This window comes from Pseudomonas sp. UYEF17 (assembly GCF_040546125.1).
In the GTDB taxonomy this organism is placed as follows: Bacteria; Pseudomonadota; Gammaproteobacteria; order Pseudomonadales; family Pseudomonadaceae; genus Aquipseudomonas; species Aquipseudomonas putida_Z.
In genome coordinates this window covers 87,729-114,151 of record NZ_JBEPNE010000010.1, presented here as the reverse complement: position 1 = coordinate 114,151, position 26,423 = coordinate 87,729, and the positions used below count along the sequence as shown (strand labels likewise).

Annotated in this window: 22 protein-coding genes; 6 read left to right on the top strand and 16 right to left on the bottom strand. The window is 56.6% G+C overall.

The annotated features are described in order from the left end of the window. Nucleotides 1-108: 108 nt before the first annotated feature. Nucleotides 109-801: an aspartate/glutamate racemase family protein gene (locus ABIB24_RS16575; protein ID WP_354316893.1), complete on the top strand. Its 693-nt coding sequence runs from the start codon at nucleotides 109-111 to the stop codon at nucleotides 799-801. A 50-nt stretch (nucleotides 802-851) separates the two neighbouring features. Then, nucleotides 852-1,577: a glutamine amidotransferase gene (locus ABIB24_RS16570; protein WP_354316892.1), complete on the top strand. Its 726-nt coding sequence runs from the start codon at nucleotides 852-854 to the stop codon at nucleotides 1,575-1,577. A 259-nt stretch (nucleotides 1,578-1,836) separates the two neighbouring features. Here ABIB24_RS16570 and ABIB24_RS16565 read toward each other — a convergent pair whose 3' ends face one another. The 4 genes from ABIB24_RS16565 to ABIB24_RS16550 form a co-directional block, all read right to left on the bottom strand. Next, on the bottom strand, nucleotides 1,837-3,159 hold the full coding sequence (locus tag ABIB24_RS16565; protein WP_354316891.1) for an OprD family porin: 1,323 nt from the start codon (nucleotides 3,157-3,159) through the stop codon (nucleotides 1,837-1,839). Between the two features lie 124 nt (nucleotides 3,160-3,283). Further along, entirely contained in the window at nucleotides 3,284-4,210 is a 927-nt protein-coding gene (locus ABIB24_RS16560) for an SMP-30/gluconolactonase/LRE family protein (protein WP_353455648.1), read from the bottom strand. A 139-nt stretch (nucleotides 4,211-4,349) separates the two neighbouring features. Next, nucleotides 4,350-4,688 (bottom strand): AtuA-related protein, encoded by a 339-nt coding sequence (locus ABIB24_RS16555; RefSeq protein ID WP_354316889.1) that lies wholly within the window; start codon nucleotides 4,686-4,688, stop codon nucleotides 4,350-4,352. A gap of 1 nt (nucleotide 4,689) precedes the next feature. Continuing rightward, on the bottom strand, nucleotides 4,690-6,141 hold the full coding sequence (locus ABIB24_RS16550; RefSeq protein ID WP_354316888.1) for an acyclic terpene utilization AtuA family protein: 1,452 nt from the start codon (nucleotides 6,139-6,141) through the stop codon (nucleotides 4,690-4,692). Between the two features lie 412 nt (nucleotides 6,142-6,553). On the opposite strand from ABIB24_RS16550, the gene ABIB24_RS16545 reads away from it, so the two are divergent. Next, the gene (locus ABIB24_RS16545) at nucleotides 6,554-7,267 is read left to right on the top strand and encodes a GntR family transcriptional regulator (protein WP_354316886.1); all 714 of its coding nucleotides are present in this window, start codon (nucleotides 6,554-6,556) and stop codon (nucleotides 7,265-7,267) included. Nucleotides 7,268-7,350: 83 nt separating this feature from the next. Here ABIB24_RS16545 and ABIB24_RS16540 read toward each other — a convergent pair whose 3' ends face one another. From ABIB24_RS16540 to ABIB24_RS16525, 4 genes are all read right to left on the bottom strand, one after another. Beyond that, nucleotides 7,351-7,788 carry a GlcG/HbpS family heme-binding protein gene (locus tag ABIB24_RS16540; RefSeq protein ID WP_354316884.1) on the bottom strand — a complete coding sequence of 146 codons (438 nt, stop codon included), beginning with the start codon at nucleotides 7,786-7,788 and terminating at the stop codon, nucleotides 7,351-7,353. A gap of 20 nt (nucleotides 7,789-7,808) precedes the next feature. Beyond that, a complete protein-coding gene (locus ABIB24_RS16535) occupies nucleotides 7,809-9,176 on the bottom strand; it encodes an MFS transporter (protein ID WP_353455653.1) in 1,368 nt (455 codons plus the stop codon). A 163-nt stretch (nucleotides 9,177-9,339) separates the two neighbouring features. Further along, entirely contained in the window at nucleotides 9,340-10,962 is a 1,623-nt protein-coding gene (locus tag ABIB24_RS16530; RefSeq protein WP_354316881.1) for a GMC family oxidoreductase, read from the bottom strand. Nucleotides 10,963-11,047: 85 nt separating this feature from the next. Beyond that, nucleotides 11,048-11,797, bottom strand: a complete 750-nt coding sequence (locus ABIB24_RS16525) for an SDR family NAD(P)-dependent oxidoreductase (protein WP_354316879.1) — start codon at nucleotides 11,795-11,797, stop codon at nucleotides 11,048-11,050. 1,675 nt (nucleotides 11,798-13,472) lie between these two features. On the opposite strand from ABIB24_RS16525, the gene ABIB24_RS16520 reads away from it, so the two are divergent. After that, on the top strand, nucleotides 13,473-13,748 hold the full coding sequence (locus ABIB24_RS16520) for a helix-turn-helix domain-containing protein (protein ID WP_286101317.1): 276 nt from the start codon (nucleotides 13,473-13,475) through the stop codon (nucleotides 13,746-13,748). An 81-nt stretch (nucleotides 13,749-13,829) separates the two neighbouring features. Here the strand turns inward: ABIB24_RS16520 and ABIB24_RS16515 are convergent, their stop codons facing one another. The 6 genes from ABIB24_RS16515 to ABIB24_RS16490 form a co-directional block, all read right to left on the bottom strand. Further along, entirely contained in the window at nucleotides 13,830-14,258 is a 429-nt protein-coding gene (locus ABIB24_RS16515; RefSeq protein ID WP_354316878.1) for a TetR family transcriptional regulator, read from the bottom strand. Between the two features lie 4 nt (nucleotides 14,259-14,262). Continuing rightward, the gene (locus ABIB24_RS16510) at nucleotides 14,263-16,131 is read right to left on the bottom strand and encodes a site-specific integrase (protein WP_354316876.1); all 1,869 of its coding nucleotides are present in this window, start codon (nucleotides 16,129-16,131) and stop codon (nucleotides 14,263-14,265) included. Continuing rightward, nucleotides 16,128-17,807, bottom strand: a complete 1,680-nt coding sequence (locus ABIB24_RS16505; protein ID WP_354316875.1) for a site-specific integrase — start codon at nucleotides 17,805-17,807, stop codon at nucleotides 16,128-16,130. The genes ABIB24_RS16510 and ABIB24_RS16505 overlap by 4 nt, the downstream gene beginning before the upstream one ends. Then, on the bottom strand, nucleotides 17,776-18,951 hold the full coding sequence (locus ABIB24_RS16500; protein WP_354316874.1) for a tyrosine-type recombinase/integrase: 1,176 nt from the start codon (nucleotides 18,949-18,951) through the stop codon (nucleotides 17,776-17,778). The genes ABIB24_RS16505 and ABIB24_RS16500 overlap by 32 nt, the downstream gene beginning before the upstream one ends. A 297-nt stretch (nucleotides 18,952-19,248) precedes the next feature. After that, entirely contained in the window at nucleotides 19,249-20,289 is a 1,041-nt protein-coding gene (locus ABIB24_RS16495) for an AraC family transcriptional regulator (RefSeq protein WP_085589229.1), read from the bottom strand. Between the two features lie 4 nt (nucleotides 20,290-20,293). After that, nucleotides 20,294-21,412 carry a nitrilase-related carbon-nitrogen hydrolase gene (locus ABIB24_RS16490; protein WP_085589231.1) on the bottom strand — a complete coding sequence of 373 codons (1,119 nt, stop codon included), beginning with the start codon at nucleotides 21,410-21,412 and terminating at the stop codon, nucleotides 20,294-20,296. A gap of 191 nt (nucleotides 21,413-21,603) precedes the next feature. Between ABIB24_RS16490 and ABIB24_RS16485 the strand changes: the two genes are divergently transcribed. Together ABIB24_RS16485 and ABIB24_RS16480 are read left to right on the top strand one after the other, a co-directional pair. Next, entirely contained in the window at nucleotides 21,604-23,640 is a 2,037-nt protein-coding gene (locus ABIB24_RS16485; protein ID WP_354316873.1) for an oxidoreductase, read from the top strand. Between the two features lie 135 nt (nucleotides 23,641-23,775). Further along, nucleotides 23,776-24,666: a 1-aminocyclopropane-1-carboxylate deaminase/D-cysteine desulfhydrase gene (locus ABIB24_RS16480; protein ID WP_354316872.1), complete on the top strand. Its 891-nt coding sequence runs from the start codon at nucleotides 23,776-23,778 to the stop codon at nucleotides 24,664-24,666. Here ABIB24_RS16480 and ABIB24_RS16475 read toward each other — a convergent pair. Both ABIB24_RS16475 and ABIB24_RS16470 read right to left on the bottom strand, forming a co-directional pair. Next, on the bottom strand, nucleotides 24,657-25,202 hold the full coding sequence (locus ABIB24_RS16475) for a cytochrome b (protein ID WP_274078924.1): 546 nt from the start codon (nucleotides 25,200-25,202) through the stop codon (nucleotides 24,657-24,659). The genes ABIB24_RS16480 and ABIB24_RS16475 overlap by 10 nt on opposite strands. 224 nt (nucleotides 25,203-25,426) lie before the next feature. Beyond that, nucleotides 25,427-26,359, bottom strand: coding sequence for a DUF1853 family protein (locus ABIB24_RS16470; RefSeq protein ID WP_289515169.1), 933 nt, complete (start codon nucleotides 26,357-26,359; stop codon nucleotides 25,427-25,429). Between the last annotated feature and the right edge of the window lie 64 nt (nucleotides 26,360-26,423).

Sequence of the window (26,423 nt, the reverse complement as noted above, 5' to 3'; positions counted from 1 at the left end):
TATTCATTTCTTGAGAACTTGTGTGCAGCATACACTCCTCCCCGGTCAGGGCGTAGCGCCCTATGCTTCCGTACGTCAGTGAGCCTGCTTGAGGCTGGAGAAAGTCCTATGCGTAAGATCGGTCTGATTGGTGGCATGAGTTACGAAGGTTCGGCAGTGTATTACCGGGCGTTAAACCAAGGCATCAACCGACGCCTAGGTGGGTTGCACTCTGCCCAAGTGCTGCTGCATTCGGTGGATTTTCAGACCATTGTCGATAAGCAGAAAGCCGGAGAGTGGGACCAGGCTGGACTGCAGCTGGCTGATGTGGCCCGCACCTTGGCAGATGCAGGTGCGGATTGCGTAATGATTTGTGCAGTCACTATGCATCTGGTCGCGGATGCGGTGGCTGCGGCCACGACGCTTCCTTTCATCCATATCGTTGATGTCGTGGCGGACCGTTTGAAGAAGGCGGGCCATCAAAAACCGCTGCTGATTGCTACCCGGTACACCATGGAGAATGGATTTTATCCCGATCGGATGACCAAGCATGGAATCGACGTCATCGTCCCTGATAGCGAAGGCCGAGGATTGGTCCATGACATCATTTTCAATGAGCTCAGCCTCGGAATTGTTCGTGACGAGTCCCGAGCGGTCCTTTTAACACTTATCGAAAAAGCGAAGAGTGAGGGCGCTGACTCCGTCATCTTTGGCTGCACCGAGATTTGCCTGATTCTGGAGACAGACAATGTGCCACTTCCGGGATTTGACTCGACGGCCATCCATGTCGAGGCAGGCATCGATTTTGCCTTGGGGTCGTGACTTGACCAACCGATCACCTGATCCCTCTAAAGTCTTTATGGAGCGCACTGTTGAGCCTACCGAAGATTCTCATCGTTCAGGTCGGTACACCCCCTGAGGATCTGTTTTCCTTGCTTGGTGATATCCCAGCTTGGTTCAGAGATGCTCTCGATGTATCGCCTGACGAGATCCTTGCCATTCGAGCGTTTGAGGGCGAACCGCTACCGGCCCCCCATAGCAACTGCGTTGCAATCATTACCGGTTCCTGGGCAATGGTTACGAACCGGGAGCTTTGGAGCGAGTACGTGGCAGAGTGGATTCGTCAGGCAATGGTCGTCGAGATGCCGCTTTTTGGCGTGTGCTATGGCCATCAGTTAATGGCTTACGCACTTGGAGGGGTAGTGGGTTACCACCCTGATGGACGTGAAATGGGTTGCGAGATCATCAATTTGCTTCCCGCTGCCAAACAGGATGGAGTCATAGGCAAGTGGCCTGAACGATTCAGGGCGCATGTGACTCACGAGCAGACGATTATCTCGCTTCCGGATGGGGCGGTATCACTGGCTTACTCTACGCATGACCCACACCAAATTGTCCGGTATGGCCGTAACGCCATGTCGACCCAGTTTCATCCCGAGTTCACGCCAAGACATCTCGTAGTCATGATCCGGCGACGCGAGGATCTCCTCATAAGCGAGGGACGTAATCCGACGCGAATGATAAGCGAGATTGAGCAGACCCCTGAAGCTCAAGGCGTTCTTCGTTGTTTTATTGAGAATGCGCTTGCTACTTTTTGAGCTCCGTGCGGTACGGCGAAGGGGTTGCTCAAAGGTGCGGGGCGGCGAGTATTTTTGCTCGACCATCCCAATGGTCGTTTTCCTCGTCCGAAAAACTGCTTGTGCTGATATAGGGGAGCTTCGCTCAATAGACGTAGCGCCGTCACAGCATCAGCTGCAAGCGCCTCGCAGTGCCATGCTGCGATGCGCACAGCATAACTAGAAAACTGCGAGGCTAACCTGTAGTTACGAATCTAGGTCAAGTGCAGAGCGGGCCGCCTCAGAAAATGTCGAGAGGGTATTGGGTGACGATTCGAACCTGGTCCATGTCGCCATCGGACTGTGCCGCGTTAGCACGGTGAGTGGTCTGCATTACCGTAAAGGAGAGGTCCTTCGCGGGTCCGCTCTGCACAACGTATTTCACCTGGATGTCCCGCTCCCAATGCTTGCCACCATCTCCCAGCGACGCGTAGTAAGCGTAAGCACCGTTGGGGTCGACCTTGGAGTTGTCGATGTTCGAGCCGCGGAGATAGCGCGTCATGAAACTCAGTCCAGGAACACCTACCGCCGCAAAATCAAAGTCGTATCGGGCTTGCCAGGAGCGTTCGTTAGGGGAGTTGAAGTCAGTGAGGAAGACCGAGTTCGCGAGGTAGATCGAGTCTCCGTCGCCCAGGTAGTCGAATGGTTGGTCGCCGTCGATACGTTGGTAGGCCAGCATGAACGCGTGTGGCCCAGTCCTGAATCGGGCATAGCTGCTCCAAGCGTTCGTATCGATCTTGCCAGCACGGGCGTTACCTTGATCCCGGGTGCGATAGAGGTTGGCACCAAGGCTTAAAGCGTTCTGCTCATCAAGCACGAATGTTTTAGCTAGGCTTACGTAAGTCTGGTCCCAGACATCATCAAATCGTGCATGGTACAAGCTCAGAAGCCCGTCGCCCGCAAAGGTATAGTCGCCGCCAAAGTAGCTAGCGGAGTCATATGTTGTGCCACCGTATTCCGTAGACAGCTCTCCGTCGTGGTTGGTGCTCGCCTTGTTTCGGGTGGAATGCATGCGGCCGCCCTGCAGCGTTAGGCCGTCGATGGATGTATTTTGTAAGGACACCCCACGGAAACTCTGAGGCAACAGGCGTGCATCGCCGTACTGGAATACAGGCGTGACCGGGAAAAGATCCCCGACTTTGAGTTCTGTGTCAAAGGCTCGAAGTTTGAGGGCTCCACCAGCGGAGGAATAGTCATCGTCGGCCTGCCTCTGGCCATTGAGTGGCAGTATCCCGGTGCCTGAAGTACCTCGGCCGCTGTCCAGCTTGATGCCCAGGAGAGCATGAGCATCTATGCCGAAGCCTACGGTGCCCTCTGTATAGCCGGATTTGAAGAATCCTTGGAAACCTTGCGCCCATTCTTCGCGATAGCTTTGCTGACGGCTGTTAAAAACGCCGTCGCCACGAGTTCGATAATCTCGATTGAAATAGTAGTTGCGGTTGATTATCTGGAGAGTACTTCCGTCAACAAAACCTTGTTCAGGTTTAGTTTCGGCGGCGAAAAGTGGAAGACTAATCATGAACAATGCGGCGCAAAGCCCGCGCTGAGTGTAAGCATGGGACACAGTGGTAAACCTCTGATTGTTTATTTTATTTTGAGGGAGTAGCAGTGTTATGAAAGTGCTTACTGTATTTGCTTTTCAAGTTCGAGGTTATGCCGCCACCAAGGGCGGCAATGACTCGTTTTAATCAATTTCCTTTATGAGAAAAGAGAGGTAGGCCGCTGTAGGCCATCTCAGCTTTGAGAATTCGGCCAGTTTCACTTTCAGTGATGTAGAGCGTATTGCGGTCGCCGTCTCGCACACCAAAAGCGCAATTGGTTGTCATGAGCCCAGCGCAGGACTGTATGCGGTGAATCGGTTGTCCCAGCCGATCGAAAACCCAGACCACGCCCAGGCCCGCATGGCAAACATAGAGATTACCTTCGGCATCTACGGCGATACCGTCTGGCCCGGCCAGGCCGCCTGAGAGTTGGACAAAAATCCCGACCTTGTTGATCGAGCCATCGGGCAGCACCGGTACCCTCCAGATCGCGTTTCCTCGTGTAGCGGCAACATAAAGAATGCGTTCGTCCGGGCTGAAAGCCAATCCATTGGGGCTTGGCACGGTACCGAGCATGCGCGTCAGCTCATGCCCTTGGTTCATGTACACACGCCCTGTCGGGTCATGCAGCCCGGTGAGACCTTGATCGGTGAACCACAGAGAGCCGTCCGAGTGGAAAGTCAGGTCATTACACCCTTTGAAGCCTTCCCCATGCGCTCTCTGGAGGTGAGGGCGGACATCCCCAGAGGAAGGGTCGAGAATCATGATTCCCTGGCGGTAGTCGGCGATATAGATGGAGCCGTCGGCATGGATCGCAAGGCCATTCGGCTCACCGTCGTACTCCGCCACTAACTCGATTACCCCTTCTGGAGAAGCGCGGAAAATCTGACCGTATGGAATGTTTACAAAGTAGAGATTGCCCTGGGTATCGAAGGCCGGGCCTTCGATGAAGTTAGGCGTCGGAGTGCCGTGACGCATGACGCGTACCCATTCAGACGAGCGCTCTTCAGTGCGGTAGCGGCTGGGTAGTTCTGCGAAAACCGTCGTCTCGATTACAGGGGGGGCAGCGAACATGGTGTGGTCTCCGATCTTAAAATTCTTGTGCGGTAACGGTGCAGCGGTTGACGAGTGTTTCAGCATGGTTGATCAGAACCAGGGCCCATGCTTTCAGATGACGACCCAGTCCGCTTGCTGCGTGCCGGGCCGTACAGCGTTACATAGGAATAGACACCTGTCCTTCAAGGATCAGCGATTGCATGGCTTTACCATGCCCGTCCACGCGCAATGAAACCGAGATGCCACCGCCAAGCGCTCCATGCATTACAAAGTTGAGCGCCCGGGTGCCAGGCAATTCATAGCGTTGAATCTCACCCGTAACCAACCCATCGTATAGGTCTCTGACCATTTCGATGGTGACCTGCTCGCGAATTACTTCCCAGTGCTCAGGCTCATAGGGAATGAGCGAGACATTGACGATGTCGCCTTTGTCACCAGAGCGGGAAAATGCAATTTCTCGCAGAGAAACCTTCCGGCTATTATCGTTGTTCGTCATCTCAGGTCTCCAGGTAGGTGATGCTGGTGCGGATTCGGTCGGCTGGCAGGTACACTGGATAAACACCAAGAACAGGCTCTACCCGGCGCATTACACCGCCCCCACCAGCAGGCCCCTCCAGGAAGAGTCGCTCTACTTCGAGAGAGATGTTTTCGGCTGCCTCACGTGTCTCACAGCGAGCGGCTACACGCAGGCGCACGTCCGCCGGCTCTGTAGCGTCGACTTGGCGGAAGCTCTCGCCGACCATCGTATTGATGCCGTGTTTGTCGGTGCGCAGCTCGTGCACTACGTCGCCCATCTGGGCAATACGCTTGTGAATGATCTGTTCAGCCAGTTCCGCTCGCTGCAGGCAACCCGCCGCCGCATAGGAGATTTCAGCTACAACCTTGAAGCCCATGTCGACGGCCACTAACACCTTGGCCATTTCAGGGCGTGGTTTGCCTTTTGCGCCCCTGACTTCGACACGATCGGGGCCAACCAGCTCTGCGGTGACTTCAGTGAAGTCCGCAACGATGTCCAGGTTTGTGTATGCAGCCGGATCGTGCACTTCATACGAGACTTGCGCAGCTACGATGTGTTCGTCGACGCGACCGCCAGTGCCCTCAAGCTTTGTCACGATCGCCGTTCCGTCGCGAACCTCTGCATACGGGAAGGGCAGATCGCCCAGACCGTCGACGACCCGATAGGGAGGATCAGCGAAGTATCCACCGGTCACATGCGTCGAACATTCGAGCAGATGACCTACCAAGGTGGCATGAGCCACTCGATCCCAGTCATCAAGTGACCAGCCGAGGGCATGACACACCGAGCCGACATAGAGTGCCGGGTCCGCCAGGCGCCCGCCAACGACCCAGTTTGCACCGTTCTGCAATGCCTCAAGGACTTCTTTGGAGCCCAAATAGGCGTTGGCAGAACTGACGCGAGATCCGAGCTCGCTAACACGTTGACCCAGCTCTTCGATCATTGGGTCAAGCTCACGGATTTGGCTGAGCACGTCATCGCCGGAAATTGCAGCGACCTTGAGGCCGCGATAGCCCATCGCAGTCAATTTCTCGTGGACGATTCGAGCGCCGGCATCCACGTTCGCAGCACCGAAGCTACCAACGATGCGCAAGCCTTCCGCTACAAATGGAGCGAATCGCTCAAGGATTTCCACAAGGCGGCTGTCGTAGCCCAGGGTTGGATCTCCAAGGCGACGCAGGTGCGCCATGGCAAGGGTTCGTTCGGCTAGGGCATCAAAGCACAGGTAATCAATCTTCCCGCTTCGGGCTAGCTCAAGCGCTGGCTCCAAACGGTCCATTGCAAAGCCAGAACCGCAGCCAATGCGAGCGACCCCGTCACTAATCTCATTCAGCATGTTCTTTTCCTTTATCAATGAAGAGACATGACCAAGGTCGTCGCGATAACGCGCAGCACTGGAGTGCCGACTGCCTTCGGAGGACGCGAAGTGCATGCAATATCGGGCTCTCTCTTGATCGACTTCAGACCTCAAGGCGATGATTGCATGCAATCAATGCGCTTACAAGCCATTTATGGCTCATTTTCTTACGAGATTGTATGCCATTTTATTTGATGGGCGACAAAGAGCATACAATCGAGCTATTGTGTGAAACCCCCTACGGGGCTTGGGAGGCACCTTGCACTGAGCCGCTAGGTGGAGCAGCGAACCGCTCTAGGGCATGACGCAGGCGTGTTGAGCTCTGGCCGCTGAACATCTCGGTCTGGTGAAATTACGTCGTGGCGAGCCAGCGGATATCCGACTTTTTCCGCTTCGAAATATCGGCTGACACGGTTCACTTGTCAGCGCTGCTGGGCAGGTTAGGATGAGCAAATTCATGGGGAGCCGACCACGAGGTCGATATCAAATGACACAGGAAATCATGGTGGAAGCGAGCATGTCTGAGGATCAGTCAGCGAGCGCCAACGATCCCAACATTGGGGCTCAGAACCTTTATGACAGCATTCGGAATTCGATCCTTCGCGAAGAGTTTCCAGCGGGTCACCACCTGGCAGAAGGCAAATTGGCTCGACAGTGGGGTGTCAGCAGAACCCCGGTCCGCGTTGCGCTTGCAAGACTCGAAGGTGACGGTCTGATCAAAACCATCCCTAACCGCGGCGCTTTTGTTACGGGTTGGACCAATGCAGATCTGGAAGAAATTTACGCGATACGCATTCGCTTGGAGCCGCTGGCTTGTCGGATGGCAGCTGGTCAGATGTCCACTGCAACCCTCGACCATTTGGATGGCATCGCAGCGAAAATGATTCGACTTGCTCAAGAGGCGCAGCCGGGGTGGGTGGACGAATGTACTCAGCTGAACGCGGAGTTACACGACACTATTCTGCAGGCGTCAGGTGCCAATCGTCTCATTTCGATCGTGCGTGCCATGACTGAAGTCTTGGTCGTGCGTCGCACAATAAAGTTGTACCCGCGTGAAGCGCTGCTGCTCAACTTTAACCAGCATATACAGATTCTGCAGGCGCTACGTGAAGGTGACGGCGCTTGGGCTGAGTCGTTGATGACCGCCCATATCCTGGGCGGTCGCCATGCCATTCTGAGTGGCAAGCAGATTCAGAACTGATCAGTGGCCATGTCCATGCTCAGGCTAGCTTTTTACGCCTAAAGCATCGCTTGTAAGAGCTACAAGCGATGCTTAGAGCTATCTCACGTCCTGGAGTCGATAGCAGTCGCCATGTGATCGGCGATGTAGTTCGCTATCACCGTGGCAATTCGCTCGTCCTGATCGAGTGGTCCGCCAGATACCCCAACTCCGCCGGCTATCTTTCCGCCGACGAAAACAGGCATCCCGCCCTTGAACATGACCAAGGGCTTGGTATGGCTGGTTTCCAGGCCATACAGCGGTTGACCGGGTACGATCAGGTGCAGCAGAGCATCTGACGCAGACTCAAGCGAAACGGCGGCATAGGCTTTACCGGCGGAAGCCTCGATGCTAACCAGGCGGGCTCCATCCAGTTTGGCAAACGCCACCATGTTGCGTCCGGCGTCGAGCACCGTAACGGTATAAGGCTCTTCTGTTTCGGGTAGCCATTGAGAGTGCGCGTGGCGGATGGCTTCTGCAGCGATCTTGTAGGGTATGTTCATTGGTGAGTCCTCTTGTAATTTCAGGCCAAATTGCATGCTGCGCGCGATACCAGGGCGCGATCATGGCGTTTGAACCAGCCGCAGGTTTCTCGCGTAAATAGAGCAGTGATGACGAAGCCCAGCAACATGAGCCCGGACATGAAATACAGCGCAGTGTGGTAACCGGCGATTTGCCCGAACCCTCCACCGAAGTCGATGATGGCACCAATCACGTAAGGCCCCACCCCTCCGAGATAAACACCCGCGTTTACGATTGAAATGGCGGTCCCTGCTGCACCCTCTTCAGCGGAGTCGAATGCAATGGCATAGATGACGGTATACGGTGCGTTCAAGACCAGGCCGGCTACCACCTGGATGAGGAGCAGGGTTCCCAGCCCAGTTGAGGCGAACTGGAAAAGCAGCAATGCGCCTGCCAACCAAACGAAGATCAGCATCAAACAGAACTTTCGGCCTATACGATCAGAGAGCCAGCCCCACGCAATTTGGCCAAGCCCGCCAGTGATTGTGAAGAGAACGCTGTAGGCGGCCGCGTCTGCGGCGCTGTAGTTGGCTACAAAGGTCAGATACTGGGGCAGCCAAAAGCTGAGGCCAAAGAAGCCTACGATAGCAAGCAGCGATGCCAACGAAATCGCCAAGATGTTGGGATTTCGGATGGTGTTCCTGAAGCGATTGGGTTGGTGGGTGTTGCTTACAGTCTCGGGCTTCAAGGGCGGCGTTTCGCCTGCTGCCTCGATGTCTGCATGAAGCTTTTCATACCGTTGCTTGGTGCAAAAGAGCCAGTAAGCACCAAAGGCGACGATCACTGGGATTGGGAAGAGAAGGAATACCAGTCGCCAGTTCTCATCCCCGTAGGTAGTAAGCACCCAGCTGATGGCGATCCCGCCGATCAGAGTGCCCCAAGGGGAGGCGGTGTGGTGAAGTCCCAGTGCGAAGCCGCGTCGCTGCTCTGACCACCACTCCCCGAGAGAAGTGACCTCCACAGATTCGCCCACGCCGCCAATCATGTGCGAGATGACCTGCAGAATCATGAACGACAACAGCGAAGCGCTCAGGAACGATACGCCGCTGAGGAATGTGAATAGGGTGTAACCGATGATAATCGTAAGGTGCCTGTACTTACGCTTCCAACCATGGCCGCCCTTATCAGCCCACACCATGCCGGGTACTGCAAGCAATGCTGTCGAGACTGTAACAATAGCGGTATAAAGGCCGGCGTCACTCGCGCTGAGACCAAATTCACGCGTCAACATTGGTAGCACGCCGTAGAACAGCATGCGTGAGTTCATGTCGAGAGCGAAGATGATCCATAGAAATATAAGCGCATGCCAAGAGCCTCTGGGTGCTGCACCTCGGGCTTTGAACGTGCTGACTGAAGATAGGCTTGTCATTGGCCTTCTCCTGGTACATAACTTGATTTTTTGTTGTTGTAAGTTTTTTTGGACACAGTCAGGCGCTCCTCGCATATAGCGTCAGGGCGATATTTGGTATATCTGATCCCACAGGTCGTGGGCAAGTGAGATCAGATCGTGCTAGCGGATAAAGCCGTCAGAGTTATGCTGCTGATCTATTGAGTTTGTAATCCTCCTTAATAAGGTCGGCGCATTTTTCACCGATCATGATTGAAGCCGCATTTGTATTGCCTGAAGTAATATTGGGCATAATTGACGCGTCAGCGACTCTCAGACCTTGTAGGCCATGCACGCGCAGCCTGCTATCGACAACTGCAGCGCGATCGCTCTTTGGTCCCATCCGGCAAGTACCACAGTGATGATATGCAGATACGGCTGTCTCTCGAATATGCTCCAAAATCTCTTGGTCAGTCAGGCAAGCTGACCCTGGGAAAGTCTCAGAGACAATGAAGGGTTTAACGGCCTCGGTGCTGAACAAGCGCCGCATATATTTGAAGCCTGCGATCGCGGCATCCTGGTCACCTTTTGTTGCCAGATAATTGACCTTGATCGCCGGCATGGCCATCGGGTCGGCACTGATGATGTGCACATAACCCGTGCTTTCTGGCCGATGCTGGTTGGAAATTGCCTGTACGCCAGGGAATTTCTGCAAGCTGCCAGTCGAGACGTCGTTGGAGAAGGCGCCAAAATGAATTTGGATGTCTGGTTGTTCCAGCTCGGGCTTGGTCTTGACGTTGGCGCCGATGGCGAAGGGAGGCCACGCAAATGGTCCGCCATGGTCGATTAAGTATCGAGCCATGCCGAATGCCTGCTGATAAAGCTTTCCGAGTTGATCATTGAGCGTGATCGGTTTATTCACACGATGCATGATCTTCGAACACATGTGGTCCTGAAGATTCTCGCCAACACCCGGAAGATCCACCTCGACTTTGATCCCCAGTTTGTTCAACCGCGTGGCTTCACCGATTCCGGAAAGCTCCAGCAATTGTGGGGATTTGATGGCTCCAGCACTGAGAATTGTTTCCCGCGCCCGGGCCTCATGGGCTCTTCCAGCACACTGATATCGAACGCCTTTTACTTGGCCGTTTTCGATGATAAGCCCGGTGGCCACCGCATCTGTTACAACGTGGAGGTTGTTTCGATTCCTGTTGGGTTGCAGGTAGGCCGTAGACGTCGAAACACGCTCCCCGTCGCAGGTGGAAACGTCGTAGTAGCCAATGCCCAGCTGCTCGGCGCCGTTGAATCCATCGTTGCGCGGAAGCCCGAGTTCCAGGCCACCGGCGACTACTGCTTCGGTTAACTCATTCCGCCATCCATTGGAGCGAATCTTCATAGGGCCAAAGTGGCCTCGGTATTCCGAGTCACCTTGATCATATGATTCCAATTTCTTCATGTACGGCAGGAGGTCGGCATACCCCCAGCCCGGATTGCCGGCGTCACGCCAATCGTCGAAGTCCTGACGATTACCGCGAATGAACACCATGCCATTGATCGAGCTGCTTCCACCGAGGGTTTTTCCTCTCGGCACGAAAGCTTTCCGGCCATTCATCCCTTCTTCTACTTCCGTTTCGTACATCCAGTTGTATTTCGGATTCTGGAACAAACGGACGAAACCGACAGGCATTTTCAGAAAGATGTTCTTGTCTTCAGGACCTGCTTCCAGAAGCAGGACCCTCCATTCAGGGTTCTCGCTAAGCCTTGCAGCGATGACTGCACCGGCTGAGCCAGCACCTACTACTACAAAATCGTAAATAAGCTTGCTCATGGCAGCCTCTTGATCGTGTCGTCGCAATAATTATTTTTGTCACTAATGCGCAACAGCAGCTTGTTTTTATTGAATCAAGTGTTTCTTAGATCAAACCGCCGTCTACAACGATGGACTGACCAGTGATGTAGCTGGACTCATCCGATGCCAGGTGTACGTTGACCTGGGCGATCTCTCGCGGATGAGCTTGACGCTGGAGCGGAACGCTGACGCTCAGCATGGCATCCCTGGCAGCTTCACCGCCGAGGGTTTCGATCACCGGGCCATTGAAAGAGGTGTCGGTCCAGCCAGGGCAAACGACGTTCACTCGAATTTTGAAATTGCCAAGCTCCATCGCCAGAGCACGCCCGAAGCTGACGATCGCCCCTTTGGATGCGGAGTAAGCAGTCATTTTTGGCCCGCCGCGGTGAGCAGCAGTCGAGGCGACCAATACGATGGAGCCGGCACCTGCTGCGCGAAGATGAGGAATCGCATACTTGGCCGTCAAAAACGCGCCGGCAGCGTTCACGGACATGATCCGGTTCCAGTCATCCAGATTCATCTCATCCGCGCAACCGGACAGCTGCATGCCTGCGCAGTTGATGACGGCATTGATGCCGCTTGCTTTTGCTGCCTGATCGAAGACGTTGCGGACATCGTCTTCTTTGGAGACGTCGCAGGGCACAAATGCGACCTGGCCAGAGAATTCAGCAGCTAAACCAGCGCCTTTCTCGGCGTTCAGGTCAGCTGCCGTGACATAGGCACCTTCTTCCACGAGCAATCGGACGGTTTCGTAACCGATTCCGGATGCTCCTCCGAACACAACCACGTGTTTGTCGCCCACTCGCTGAGACATCGCACCTTCTCCTGTGTATACCATTGTGAATGGTAGACCCCGATAAATAGGGCTAAATCGCCCGTGCATGCTCAGGATTGCATACCATTTTGAAAATGTACACGGGTTTTCCGCTTCCGATCTCACTCTGATCGATAAGCTGCAGACGCATGCTCGAATGGCTTCGGGCCGCCATCGGTGCGCGATGCCCGCTCACATTGGATGTGTGATACGCCATACGTGGTAGGGGTTAGCGGTCAAATCGGGTTCCATAGCCTTGGACGAGTAAGCGACGGGTGGCTTATCGCTTCTGATCCTTGGGCTCGGGCAACAGGCTGTTTGCACGATCGCGGGATTGCATACACACCGGGTAATGGATCTCAGCCTTCAATGGCAAGTCGTCTACGGCGCACCGTCTCATTAGAATCGTCGATCAGTTAACGCTTGTACTCAGTGGCGTTATTTAGGAGCAACGGCTTAGCAGGGGGGATGACCGGCACAGTGAGCTACCCGTGATCTACGGCTGGTCAGGTGGATCAAGTTGCAAGAACAGAGGTCTATGGATCTGCCGCTCTCAACGTAGCCCAGGCAGACCTGCAGTCCCTGGAAGCCCCGCAGGTCAACGCTTGGGGAAACGAAGACATAGTCGAGGCAGTGAGGATCAAGGAACAAAAGGTTCGTGACTTCACCTCAAGACCAGTTAAGCAGACCAGCGTGCAATGCTTATCTGATTGGGTAGCCCTGCGAGTGCAGCTTGGATAGATGTGACTTTGCCTCGCTGCACAAGGCGGGGGAGAAGACAGGCCATCGCTGATAGCCTGGTCAGAAGCCCTCAACGGCCCGACGCTGTCTAGACGTGTAAACCACTTTTTTTCACTGTAAACCACTGTGGTTTACAGTGAAAAAAAGTGGTTTACACCCTCAGGCTGAGGGCAATGGCCGTGGGGTCACAGATGAATCGGCTCACAGACATTTCAGGTAAAGTCATGCCGCAGAAATAACTAACCCCCCTGGTGCGCAGTACAGATCAACAAGACCTGCCCGAGGCGTGGGGGCTATTCTTGGATTGGAGTCTATTACGTCACGACGTCGGGCAGACAGCTGCTTAGGTGATGAGGCCACTCGTCTGTGAGTGCGCTAGCGCTTCCCTGGGAATGCCAAGCTCGGCTGCGCTTCTCAGGTTGGATGATCAGGTGGCGCGGTAGACCGTTCGTTTACCGCGAGGTAGCGTCATGCTCCTGGCCGATTCTTCATAATGTGTGCCGTCCGAGAGACAGATCATGAACCTTGATCGATCATCGCCCTCCTGCAGCTCGATAGCCTGAACGGGCACCATTGACCACGTACCAGAGGGATCGTTGCTGGGCCTTACGCTCATCACGCAAGTCACGCTTGCGTTAACCGGAAGGCTTTCCAGTAGCTGACGAAAGTGTTCCACGCAGGAGACGAGCATCATCCTCTGAAAATCGAATGTGCTATCCAGCTGCCTTATGGACACATACAGCCAGGGTACGGCTAGCTCCTGCTCAACGATCGCCCATTGCCTACTGCCGTCAGCGAAATGGAGGCTGCCGCGAAGCTCAGCGCCTGGATGAGTCACGAACATACAGGCCACCTCGTACCGAAAATGAACACTATAGATTGTAGTCCTTTAGTGTTCAATGACGCCTCATCGTTCCTTTTGCAGGAGTCGCAAATGGAACTGAATGACGCCATTGGCCAAGCACTACGAAATGCGCGTGTTCGTAAGGGTTTGACCCAGGAGGACTTTGGCAGCATCAGCAGTCGAACCTACATCAGCTCCTTGGAGCGGGGGATGAAAGCAGTAACAGTCAACAAACTGACCTCAATTGCCGACATGATGGGTGTGCACCCGCTTAGCATTTTGGCTGAGGGTTTTTTGCTGCAATCTGGGGTCAGTCTTGACGAGCTGCTAGCCCGCGTCCGAACCGAAATTAGTGGGGAGAGTTGACGCTTGCCAGCCTGGCCTGAGCTGGGCTTGCGCTTGGCTGCGGCTAAGGGCTCGCTAGCGCTGTGGTGAGCATCCAGAAACTTAATTCTGCCGCTTTCTGATAGGAAACTCAGCTACTTTGGAGTCAGCCATTACGGCTTTGAGTGCACGAATCTCCTCAAGCAATACTTCATTAATCGACGCGAGTTTGAAAACTTTGGCCCGCAGTTCCTCGATCTCCTGTCGGTAATCTGCGGATTTCCTTCGCTCGGATGTCAATTCCTGGTGCTTAGCTTCGCGCTTGGCGCGGCTTGAGCGGCCTTGCGCTTCGCGGATCGCTTCTGCGATCTTGGGGTAATGATTATGGATCAGCGCCGTTGATACACCTGCTTCGCGAGCTACTGCAGCAATAGTAACCTTGGCTTCTCCAGTACGGGTTCGACCTTTCTGAATACGAATGAGGGCTAACTTAAGCTCTTTTTCACGATCTTCAGCCGGTTTGTAGTTGCTTCGTGTTTTCTTGGATGTCATGCAATCACACCTCTGGGTCTATACCAAATTGAGAAAGTACTTCTCGGCTGCGACACAGGTCGCGCTCTACACGATTGCGACCTCCATCTCCGATGTCAGGGCAATTTCTCAATTCTTTAAGGTCATTATAAAGGCGCTGGTACATCGGCGCGTGAGATCGACCGATTACTGCGTGTTCACAACCATTGCAGCGGGTACGTTCGCTAGAATTTCCCACGCAGCCATCATTGTCTGCGGTACACCATGCATGGCCATTGCTGCGGATAGCAGTACTTTCAGATATAGACTTGAGCATGGAGGAGTGGTCTTTAAATATCAGAAGATTTTGTGGGTCACGCTGCCATTTTTTTAAAGCTCTTCCGTATCCTCCAGCCAGTAAATCGCTTTCCATCCAATTACCTACTGTGTCGACCTTGATGGTGCTCAATTCATTCAAGATTTCGTCGTACAGTTCAAGGTCAAAATGTTCTCCCCAGGTGTCATCCATCGCATAACCTAAGGTTACGTCAAGTGACCAGTGAGTAAAATGCTCGCGCAAATAACGAAGGTCGCCAAATTTACTATGTGCAACGTAATTGGCAAACTTTCGACGAAACTGATGGCTTGAAATTTTCCAGTTTAATCCGCAGTCTTTGGCGAAGGTGCGAAGGCTTTTGTGCCAATTGTTAATGCAAACTGTCCGCACTCTCATCCCCTTCGGCTTATCTATTCCTAGAAATAGCGAATCCCTATGCTTAGCGGCTTCTGCGATCTGTGGGTCGTACGGGCTGGTGCGCCGTAGTTGGGCAATTTCGTCAGCGATTTTTTTTCGGTATGGAGCGGACCAGCGCTCCATGATGCGTAGGGCACGGACTGCAGCCTCTGGAATCATCCATTTAAATGTCCCTTCGGATTTATCTGACTTTGAACGCATCCAGTGGTAGACCGTACCCTCATCATCCTCGGTTCGGTGGTGTGCACCCAGTTGTAGGTTAACTATTTCGTGATTTCGACAGCCTGAAGTACTCGCTAAAACTATGTAGCAAGCGGTTCGTAGGTTTATCAATGATTTAGATAATGCAGCTACACCGCCGCTCCAGTTCTTATCCTTAAGATGCCGATTTTTAATTTCATTTAGGCCGCCTAGGCTATAGTGCTTCCGCTCTATAGTTATGTGGTCTAGGTCGTCGCGAAGGGAAAGTAAATGATGCCCTTGTTCGACTTGCTTATAGGCTTGTTCGAACAGTGTGCAGAAGACTTCGTCAGGCATTAGCGGGGTTAATCCTAATCTGAAGATTCCGTGCCCCCCCGCGATTGCGTATGCTGAGGTTCCGGGCCACGGATGTTGTACCATTGGTTGGTGAGTGAATTGGCTCAGTTCGTATATTTCTTCTATAGATAAAAGTCGGCCGAAAAGAGCTTTTACAGAGAGTGGCTTGTTGGATTTGGTTGAGTTTTGTTTTTTACAGTTGGTTACGTAGGTTGATACTATTTCGGGTGTTACTTTGGCTAAGCTTTTTATATTAAGCTGCTCTAGGTATCTCAAGAAAGGGAGTGATTTAGTTACGAGTTCTCGCGTCGTACTACCCTTAGGTCGGGTACAGCCATGCCGCCCACGTCTCAGGTAGCGATAAACCATCATTTTCATCGTTATTCGAAATGCGGGAGGTACGTTGCGGAAGTTGATCTGTTGTCTACTGGTAGGCGTGTTTTTCGGAAAATCGTTAAGTTTCCAAATGTCGTCACCGAAGCGGCTAAGAATGATCCAAGTCCCGTCAATCTCGGCTGTAGTTACGATTAGTTTGTGTAGTTCCAGGTCAAAAATATTTTTTAAGTCGATGGGTTGTTTGGCGAAAGCTTCCAGGTTTAGCACTTCGGCGGTGTTATTGTTCACGAGAAAATCTCTAGGCTATCAATAAGGTCAACTGACCAGAATGGATGTGGTTGAGTCCTGGCCTGCTCACGAGCGGCATCAACAATTTCAGCTTTGAAAGTGCCGCGACGTATACCTTCTTTAATAATATAGTGTTCGATTAAACGAGGGATGTGATCATGCTCTCTTGCCCAGCGGCGTTTTTCTATGCGTGAGCGTTCAGTTAGTAAGCGAAAATAAAAGCTGAACAGTTTGTGTAAATCATCGGCTGTCACTGCGTAGTGTTTGCAGCGCAGGCAGTTGAGGAAATTAATACAGGTCGCGCCGTCACGTTTCGGAGCGTATTGACCATTCAATGGGTCGGTACAATTCCCCAGAGGTGTCTTGTAAGTGGCGCCGATGGTTGCGGTCAGTAACTCCCTCACCATTATCTCTCCCATGAATCGCCAATTTCTGCGGGCATTCTCTCCGGGGGCTAAATAGTTCTGATCGGTTACGCGCGCGGTGTTGCCGAGGGCTGCGGCAGTAGTCAATATATCGCCATTTGCTAATTCAAAGACACGGTTTGCAAAGGTTTTACGTAGACGTGAGATATTGATGCGCAATGGTTTCCCTTCACAGTCTTTCAGGGCGTACTCTTCTACTAGTTGATTTATTGCTGTCTTCACTACTTGTCCTGTTAAGGCTGTCACCTTACCTGACCAGGCACCTCTAGCGCGGCTGCGATACAACCACACACGCCCTTTAATGTCCTCAGGAGCCTCTGCGTTGAATGACTCAGTTATGGATATCACCCGGTTAATCAAGCGTTCAATGCTAACTCTTACAGTGGGGGTGTATTCAAATACGCTCTTTATGTCTGAGTCGCTATGGAGAGCAACTCTGCTTGTGCTATAGCCTCGTCGCTTCCACAGGACCAGGAAAACTTTGTCTTCTTTAGGATGCTTGCGCAAGCAATTGCGATCCATTTCCAGTAAGGGCGTGGTGTTACGTCCCGTATGGAGAGCTACGACCATTAATGCATACGCGAGCAATTCTGAGGTTATAGGGGTGGCATCCACCCATATGGGGGCGATGGCCTTTCGCAATGCAATGATGAATTCTTGCCGCTCATGTCTTGATAGCGATGTTTCTCCAGTCTCCTTGCGGTCGTTATGAGAGAAAGGGTTGCGTGGAAATGTAGCATCATCGCCGGAAAGGATCAGCGGAAATAGGCCGCGCATACCAATTGAATGAAGTACTGATTTGATATCTGAGTAATACCCCCGTTGGCTTTGGATCCCGAATTGGCCATTATTTAGATAGTTGAGAAATCCATCGATCAGATTTCGGTCCAAGTCCACCAAGGAAAGATCGCGCTCGATAGCTGTTGCGTGAAGTATACAATAGCTAAGAAACAATCGAAGCCCATTCGTGCAGTAGCCAGCCACCGTAGATATTGATAGGATCCTGTCTTGTCCGGCAACGTAACGCTCAATTTGGCGCTGGCACGTGTAGGTAATAGAATCTATTTTGTTGCCATACCATGGTGAGAAATCAAAGCTTCGCCTACAGGTAACGTTACGGTCAAACTGAATTACGGTATTTTTCGGAGGGTAAAATCCCGGCGTTATGGTGACATTACCTTCCATGTCGACATTGTGTTCAACTTGAGGGACGCTCAGGTCAGTTTTGGTAAATATTTTGCGCTTTCCCATCACGCTCTCCGCTATCCGTATTCAATTCATCGTCGTAAGCTAGTACCGCAGCGTCTGCTATTTCGTTTATCAGATGTAGGTATGTCGTAGTAGTTTGTATCCAGCTGTGACCAAGCTGTCTCTGAAGAAAGACTAAGGGGTCAATTCCGATCTGAGGGTTGCGTTGCAGATTGGCTAAGGTATGGGTCGCATAAGTGTGACGTAACATGTGTGCGTGTACTTTTACTCCAGCGCGCTTTCCGATGTCGGCGATGATCCTATTCAGGCTTTTTCCATCTTCGCTATAAGGTTTCCCCATCTGGTTAAGAAAGAGAGCCTTTTGTGGTTTACCAATGGCGATCCGTTCTCCTCGAAGTTTTGAGGCGTAGAAGTGGAGTTCGCTCATGATTTCTCGGCTGATAAATATTTCACGTACTCTATCGCCTTTTGTTTTCATGCCGCTGCCATCGGCGGGATCGAGTCGAATGCGAATATTTCGTTCGGTCCGTTTTTTTTGAACTGGGTCGAAAACATACGACCTTGGAAAGGTCGCAAGTTCGTTACGTCGGAGTCCGGTATGCAGCGCTAGGCGAATAATTATTCGGTGGTGAGGATTCTCTGCTGCGGACAGAAGAGACCTTATTTCGGTCAGTCCCAAATACTTAGGGAGGGTTTTGTGTTTTCGAGGTAAAGCATCGTTTTTTAACGTTTTACCACTATGGGCGTTGATGTGGCTCGGGAAAGAGCTGCTGAGCTGTTTTTTCTGCTCTTCATGGTTGAATGGAAGTCGATTGATCCAGCCCATTCTTAGAGAGAATTCGTAGAATTTGCAGATGTATATTAATCTTTGGCGAGTTGTATTTAATGCAAGTTTGCAGTTGTTCAAGCAGAAGCCGCGATAAGCGGCGATAAGGCTCTTGGCCTCACCGCGATCTACATCCCGCCAATCAAGTTTATGAGCTTGCAGAAAGCTGAAAAAGTCAAAAAGCGCTCGTCCAACGCTAGCCCAAGATTTTTCGGAGGCAATGTTGGCGCGAAGAAGGTAGTGGCGAAAGAACTGATTTGCTTCGGTGCAACTGGACATTGAGTCCCAAAGCAGAATAGGAAATCCTGGATAAGCCATTCCGGAAATGACCAAGTCTCTGGTGCTCCACAAAAGCTCCACCTGTCACCCTCCCCAGTCAGTCGCGTAGCACCTTGGGTTGCTTGGGCTACCGCTACTACCGCTTACGGTCCCACAGGCACGCTGTATATGGAGTAGCACACAGAGCTAACTGTTGCTACGCTCCAGAACATAAGCTTGTCATCATTCCTTCACTCCACCTGCTTAGGTTGAAGGCGACACCGATAAAGATCATGAGATGAGAGGACGCAGGGCTATGGACGAATACCAGGAAGAACTTCTCGAATTCCAGGCTTATGAACTGGACACCCCGGAACCGGCTGACGACGCTACCGAGCTCTAGCCCGCCCGCCGCTGGCTGCGGCGAAACTCCCCCGGTGTAAGGCCCGTCCAGCGCTTGAAGGCGCGCTGGAAGGCCTCGGCCGACGCAAACCCCAGCAGATAGGCAATCTCGCCAAAGGCCAGCTCCGTATCGCGGATGTAGGTTTCGGCAAGGTCGCGCCGTGTTTCGCTGAGCAGGTCGCGAAAGCGCGTGCCTTCCTCGGCCAGTTTGCGGCGCAACGTCCAGGTCGGCAGTTGCAGGTGCAGCGCCACTTCTTCCAGGTCCGGTTCACGGCCACCATTGAGCAACGGGCCCAGCAGGTGGGTGATGCGCTCACCCAGGCTGCGCACCCGCGTACGCTGCAGCATTTCCGCCTCGCACAGCTGCAGCAGGTGCTGCCAGGTGCTCGGGCAGTGCCTGGGGTTGGCCAGCTGCAGCGTGGCGCGGCTCAGGCGCAGCTGGTTGCCGTCGGCCGCGAACTGCACGGGCGCGCTGCACAGCGGCTGGTAGCGCGCGGCATAGGCGGGTGCGGCAAACTCGATGTCCATATGTTCGGCCTGCACCGCCGTACCGGCCAGGTCGGCAAGCTGGGCGAGCCAGCCGGCGAGTAGCGAATCGACCACGAAACGGTTGTAGGCGTTGTAGGGGCTGATGGAGTAGAAGCGTAGCCAGGCGCCCTGGGCATCTTCCTGAAAACTGGAGTGGCCGCGGTAGTTGGCGGCGTACAGCGGCTCGAAGCGCAACAGGGTGCGTGCCGCCTCGCCCAGGTTCGGTGCCTGGGCAGCGGTGACCCCGGCCAGGCCGGCATGCGCCAGGCGGCTCAGGCGCCCCATGTGCAGGCCCAGCGCGGCCTCGCCGCACAGTTCGATGGCGGCGTGCCCCAGGTGCATGTAGCGCGGGATCGACAAGCGCGCACCGGCTTCGCTCAGGCGCGCCGCATCCAGGCCATAGCGGCGTAGCAGCGGCTCGGGGTCGTGGCCCAGTTCGCGCAGGGCCTCGGTCAGCGGCTGGACAAAACCAACCGACAGGTCGCCCAGGCGCACGCGGGGGCGGGCCATGGGCTTACAACCACAGGTTCAGCAAGCGGGCGCCAGGGCTGGGGGTGCCCGCCAGCAATTCACCCGCCTGGTGGGCAAAGCCCTGGCCGTCGCTGCCCTGTTCCCAGAACTGCCCACGCATGAACACGCTCATGCTGCTGACGCCGGCCCCGGCCGCTTCGGTCAGGCGCTGCCAGGCCGCCTGTTCGCTGACTTCGCCGCGCTGCAAGGCCAGCCCGGCGCTGGCATCCTGATGGCGATTGCCGCGCCAGGGCGCTTGCCAGCTGCCCTTGCCGCTGAGGAATACTGGGTTGGCGATCAGTTGTACCGCCTGTCGTGCCAGTTGCTGGTGGTTTTCCGGGTACCAGCTGTCACTGCCCACCAGCACGCCCAGGCGCCCCGCAGGGGTTTGCAATACCTGCAGCGGGTGCTGGCGGCCATCGTGTACATAGCGGCGCATTTCGCTGTCGGGGAACTGCTGGCGTTGCGGTTGGCCCAGCAGCGAGCCGTCACCGGCGAATACCACGCTGCTGTTGAACAGCGGGCCGCTGCCGGCATGCAGCACACCCTGTTTCACGTAGGGGGCGGGCAGCACGATGGAGCCGGCCACCAGGGTGACGTTGAATTCCTTGGCCAGGCCGCCGAACAGTTGCTGGTAGTCCGCAGCCATCTGCTCGGCTTTCATGCGCAGGTGCGCGTCGGCGCGCCAGTCGTCCCCGTCGGCACGGAGCATGGCCAGGCCATAGCGCAGCGGGTTGCTCAGTTCCAGCCATTGCAGGGCTTCGCGGCTTTGCGTGACCTGGTACAGCTCGTTCTTTTCCCCGCGTGCCCACAGCCAGGTGCCGATGTGCTCCGGTAGCACCACCACCGTACGCGGGCCGACAAGCCCTTGGGTACGTGCCTGCTCCAGGTAGGCCGCGAGTTTGCGGTGCAGGCGTTGCAGGTTCTGGTAGTCGCCCGGGTAGAGCAGCGGTTCGACGCCGAGCAGATTGCCGTGCTCGCCCGGCACGCCGTGGTTCAGCGCCAGTTCGATGCGCAGGTCGGACAGGTAGTGGCCTTCCGGGCGCTGCTGGGTCCAGAAACCGTAGCCGCAGAGGGCGGCGATCATCACCAGCGCCAGGGCGCTTGCCAGGAGTTTTCGCATGAAGCAGGACAGCGCCTTGGAAACGAGAGTTTCCTAGGGTAGTCGTGCTGTGCGCGAGGATCAATAACTTGTCAGTTTCGATCATTGAGCCCGTTCAAACGGCTGTTTAATGTCGCAGGCAGACAAACGACGGGGCCCGCCAACCGGTGCGGCATCCGCATTCCGTGATCACGCCAACTGGGGACCTTTCCATGGCCGCCGACCGCTACCCGCACCTGCTCGCCCCGCTGGACCTGGGCTTCACCACCTTGCGCAACCGCACCCTGATGGGCTCGATGCACACCGGCCTCGAAGAGCGCCCGGGCGGCTTCGAGCGCATGGCGGCGTACTTTGCCGAGCGCGCCCGCGGTGGCGTCGGCCTGATGGTCACCGGCGGCATCGCGCCCAACGATGAGGGGGGGGTGTATTCCGGGGCGGCCAAGCTCAGCACCGAGGAAGAGGCCGACAAGCACCGTATCGTCACCGAGGCGGTACACGCTGCCGGCGGCAAGATCTGCCTGCAGATCCTGCATGCCGGGCGCTACGCCTACAGCCCGCGCCAGGTGGCGCCCAGCGCGATCCAGGCGCCAATCAACCCGTTCAAACCCAAGGAGCTGGACGAGGCGGGTATCGAGAAGCAGATCGCCGACTTCGTCAATTGCGCGGTGCTGGCCCAGCGCGCCGGTTACGACGGCGTCGAGATCATGGGTTCGGAAGGCTACTTCATCAACCAGTTCCTCGCCGCCCACACCAACCACCGCACCGACCGCTGGGGTGGCAGCTATGAAAACCGCATGCGCCTGGCGGTGGAAATCGTCAGCCGGGTGCGCGGCGCGGTCGGGCCGAACTTCATCATCATCTTCCGCCTGTCGATGCTCGACCTCATCGAGGGCGGCAGCACCTGGGACGAAATCGAGCTGCTGGCCAAGGCCATCGAGCAGGCCGGCGCGACCTTGATCAATACCGGCATCGGCTGGCACGAAGCGCGTATCCCGACCATTGCCACCAAGGTGCCGCGTGCGGCATTCAGCAAGGTCACCGCCAAGCTGCGTGGCGTGGTGAACATTCCGCTGATCACCACCAACCGCATCAATACTCCGGAAGTGGCCGAGGCGGTGCTGGCCGAGGGCGATGCCGACATGGTCTCGATGGCACGGCCGTTCCTGGCCGACCCGGACTTCGTCAACAAAGCCGCTGCCGGCCGCGGCGACGAGATCAACACCTGCATCGGCTGCAACCAGGCCTGCCTGGACCATACCTTCGGCGGCAAGCTGACCAGTTGCCTGGTCAACCCACGTGCCTGCCACGAGACCGAGCTCAACTACCTGCCCGTGCGCACCGTGAAGCGCATTGCCGTGGTCGGCGCTGGCCCGGCCGGCCTGGCGGCAGCCACGGTGGCGGCCGAGCGCGGCCACGCGGTAACCCTGTTCGATGGCGCCAGCGAGATCGGCGGGCAGTTCAATGTGGCCAAGCGGGTACCGGGGAAAGAAGAGTTCCATGAAACCCTGCGTTACTTCCGCAACAAGGTCAAAAGCACGGGCGTGGACCTGCGCCTGAATACCCGGGTCGATGTGCAGGCCCTGGTGGACGGTGGCTACGACGAGATCATCCTGGCCACCGGCATCGCCCCGCGCACGCCGGCCATCCCCGGTGTCGAGCATGCCAAGGTGCTCAGCTACCTGGACGTGCTGCTCGAGCGCAAGCCGGTGGGCAAGGCTGTCGCGGTGATTGGTGCGGGTGGCATCGGTTTCGACGTTTCCGAGTACCTGGTGCACCAGGGCGTGGCTACCAGCCAGGACCGTGAGGCGTTCTGGAGGGAGTGGGGCATCGACACCCATCTGCAGGCACGCGGTGGCGTGGCCGGGATCAAGGCCGAGCCGCATGCCCCGGCGCGGCAGGTGTACCTGTTGCAGCGCAAGAAATCCAAGGTGGGTGACGGCCTGGGCAAGACCACCGGCTGGATTCACCGTACCGGGTTGAAGAACAAGCGGGTGCAGATGCTCAACAGCGTCGAGTACCTGGGTATCGACGATGCCGGCCTGCACATTCGCGTGGCCGATGGCGAGCCACAGGTGCTGGCGGTGGACAACGTGGTGATCTGTGCAGGGCAGGAACCGCTGCGCGAACTGCAGGACGGGCTGGTGGCAGCGGGGCAGTCGGTGCACCTGATCGGTGGGGCCGATGTGGCGGCCGAGCTGGATGCCAAGCGGGCGATCAACCAAGGATCGAGATTGGCGGCTGAGCTCTGAGATCGCCGGGGCCGCTTTGCGGCCCTTCGCGGGCTTGCCCGCTCCCACAGGGGTAGCGCACTCCTGACTGTGGGAGCGGGCAAGCCCGCGAAGGGCTGCAAAGCAGCCCCGGGATTTCACTGGTAAACTCGCAGCATGCTCCTCCACCTCCCCCAAGCTCCCCTGCAGCCCCTGAACCTGCCCTGGCTGACAGCAGCGCAGATCAAAGCCGCCATCCTGCGCCTGGACCTGATCGACCCGCTGATCAGCGGCAACAAATGGTTCAAGCTACGCCACCACCTGCAGCAGGCCAGCGCCAGCAACGCCCCGGGCCTGATCAGCCTCGGCGGCAACCATTCCAACCACCTGCACGCCCTGGCCGCTGCCGGCAAGCGCTTCGGCTTCGCCACCGCCGGCCTGCTGCGTGGCCACGCCCAGGACACGCCAACCGTGCGTGACCTGCAGGCGCTGGGCATGGAACTGCACTGGCTGGGCTATGGCGGCTATCGCGCACGAAACCAAGCGGGTTTCTGGGAGCCTTGGCAGGCACGCTACCCGGACTGGCACTGCATCCCCGAAGGGGGCGGCGGGCTGGCCGGTGCACAGGGCTGCGCGCTGATCATGCAGCAGGCGCGCGCGCAAATCGCGGCACTGGGCTGGTCGGGCTACGATGCCTGGTGGCTGGCTGCCGGAACGGGGACTACCTTGGCCGGCCTGGTAATGGCCGAGGCGGGCGGACATGTGGTGCATGGCGCATTGGCGATACCCAGGGACCATGGTGTGCCGGAGGTGGTAGCGACATTGGCCGGCGCGCATGGCTACCAGCTGCACGACGCCTGCCGTGGCGGTTTCGGCAAATTCGACGCTGAGCTGCTGGCGTTCATCACCGATTGCGAGCGGCACACCGGCGTGCCGCTCGAAGCCCTCTACACCGGCAAGGCCCTGCTGGCCCTGCGTGAGCAGGTCGAGGCCGGGCTGTTCGCGCCCGGCACCCGCCTGATCGTGGTGCACACCGGCGGCCTGCAGGGCCGGCGCGGTTACTTGTAGGGCAGCATGCGCAGCAGCGTGTTGTCGCGCTTCACATAGTGGTGATACAGCCCGGCCAGAGCATGCAGGCCGATCAGCCAGTAGCCCCAGCTGCCGATGCGTTCATGCCAGCCTTTGATGAACTTGGCCTGGTCCGGGTTCGGGCCGATCAGGTGCGGCAGCTCCAGGCCGAAGAACGGCACTGGTTTGTCGGCGGCGCTGAGGATCAGCCAGCCGGCCAGCGGCAGGATGATCATCAGCAGGTACAACGCCAGGTGCATCAGGTGCGCGAGGCCGGTCTGCCAGGCCGCAGGTTTGGGCACGATGGGTGGAGTCGGGCGGCTCAGGCGGATGGCCAGGCGCAACCAGACCAGCACGAACACGCTGAGCCCGAGCATGAAGTGCAGGTCCTTCATCAGGTTGCGTTCGACGCTGTCCTTGGGGAACAGGCCACGCAGTTCGATTAGGGCATAGACAGCGGCCAGCAGCACCAGCATCAGCCAGTGCAGGGCGATGGACAGGCGCGCGTAATGGGTCGCGGGGGTGGATGAAACCATGATCGGTCCTCGTCATCAGGTCGGAATGGCGCTCTTGCCGGCGCTCAGGAAGTACTGTAATGGCTACGGGGGAACAAATCTTTGCGCCAGGTCTGTGAAAATTGTGTTGTCTGCACCGGCCTCTTCGCGGGCTTGCCCGCTCCCACAGGTACTGCACAGGTTCTGAATGCTGTGCAGTCCCTGTGGGAGCGGGCAAGCCCGCGAAAGGGCCGGTACAGCTGGCATCATGCCTCGGGTGTAAATGGCCAACTGTCAGCCACCAGAAACACCCGCTCGGCCTCCTGCCACGCCCCGTCAGCCTCTTGCTCCAACCTCACCAGCAACTGCGCCGGAGCCTGCCGCTCCAGCACGTGCAGCCACGCCGCAAACTGCTCCACCGCCCAGCACTCCTGCGCCTCGACCCGCGCCGGCGCCAGCCAGGCATGCCGTTGCAGCGGCTGCCATCGCTCACCTTCGCCCATGACCCAGTCCCGCCGCCGCAGCCAGCGCCCGCGCAAGTGCTGCGGGTTGGCGCCCTGTGGTGGCTGCGCATGCCCAGGCCACGGGTAGAACAGATAGCCACCCAGCCACACATGCGCCTGCACCTGCTCCACCCCCAGCTGGGCCAGCACCTCGCGGCTGTGCGCGCCCGCCGACATGGGCAGCTGGTGTCGCGCCAGGTGCGCCAGTTTGCTTCCCAGTCGGTCATGGCAGCCCGGCCCCAGCCAGGCGGCGGGGTCGTGCCCGGGATGCTCCGGGCCCAGGTACAGCTTGATGGCCAGTTCCAGGTGGTGCACACCATCGCGGTCGCGCAGCACCACATCCAGCTCGCCCAGGGTGCGCCCGCCTTCGCGAATCGCCAGGTTGGCCGCCAGCAGTTCGATGCCCGGGGCCTGGCCCAGGGCGAATTGCCACAGCCGTTCGTAGTAGTGCCCCAGGCGCCGGCTGCCCAGCTGCGCCAGCCAGTCGCGCAATGGGCGGTCATCGTCATCCAGCGCCCGCAGCCAGTCTGCCAGGCGCTGTGGCTGGTCCGCCCACAGGCTGCCCGCCAGCGGGTGGCGCTGGGGGCAGGGCGGGGCGCTGAGCAACGGGGGCGACAGAAGGGCCCAGGCCAGGTCGCGCACGTTGGGGCGGCGTAGCTGCCGGGGCAGGTCGTGGAGCAGGGCGAATGGCATCATCCTGCGAGCATAGCCGGTTTGCCGCTACCCGGTGGTTTCGCCCATAATCGCGGCATAGTCACCC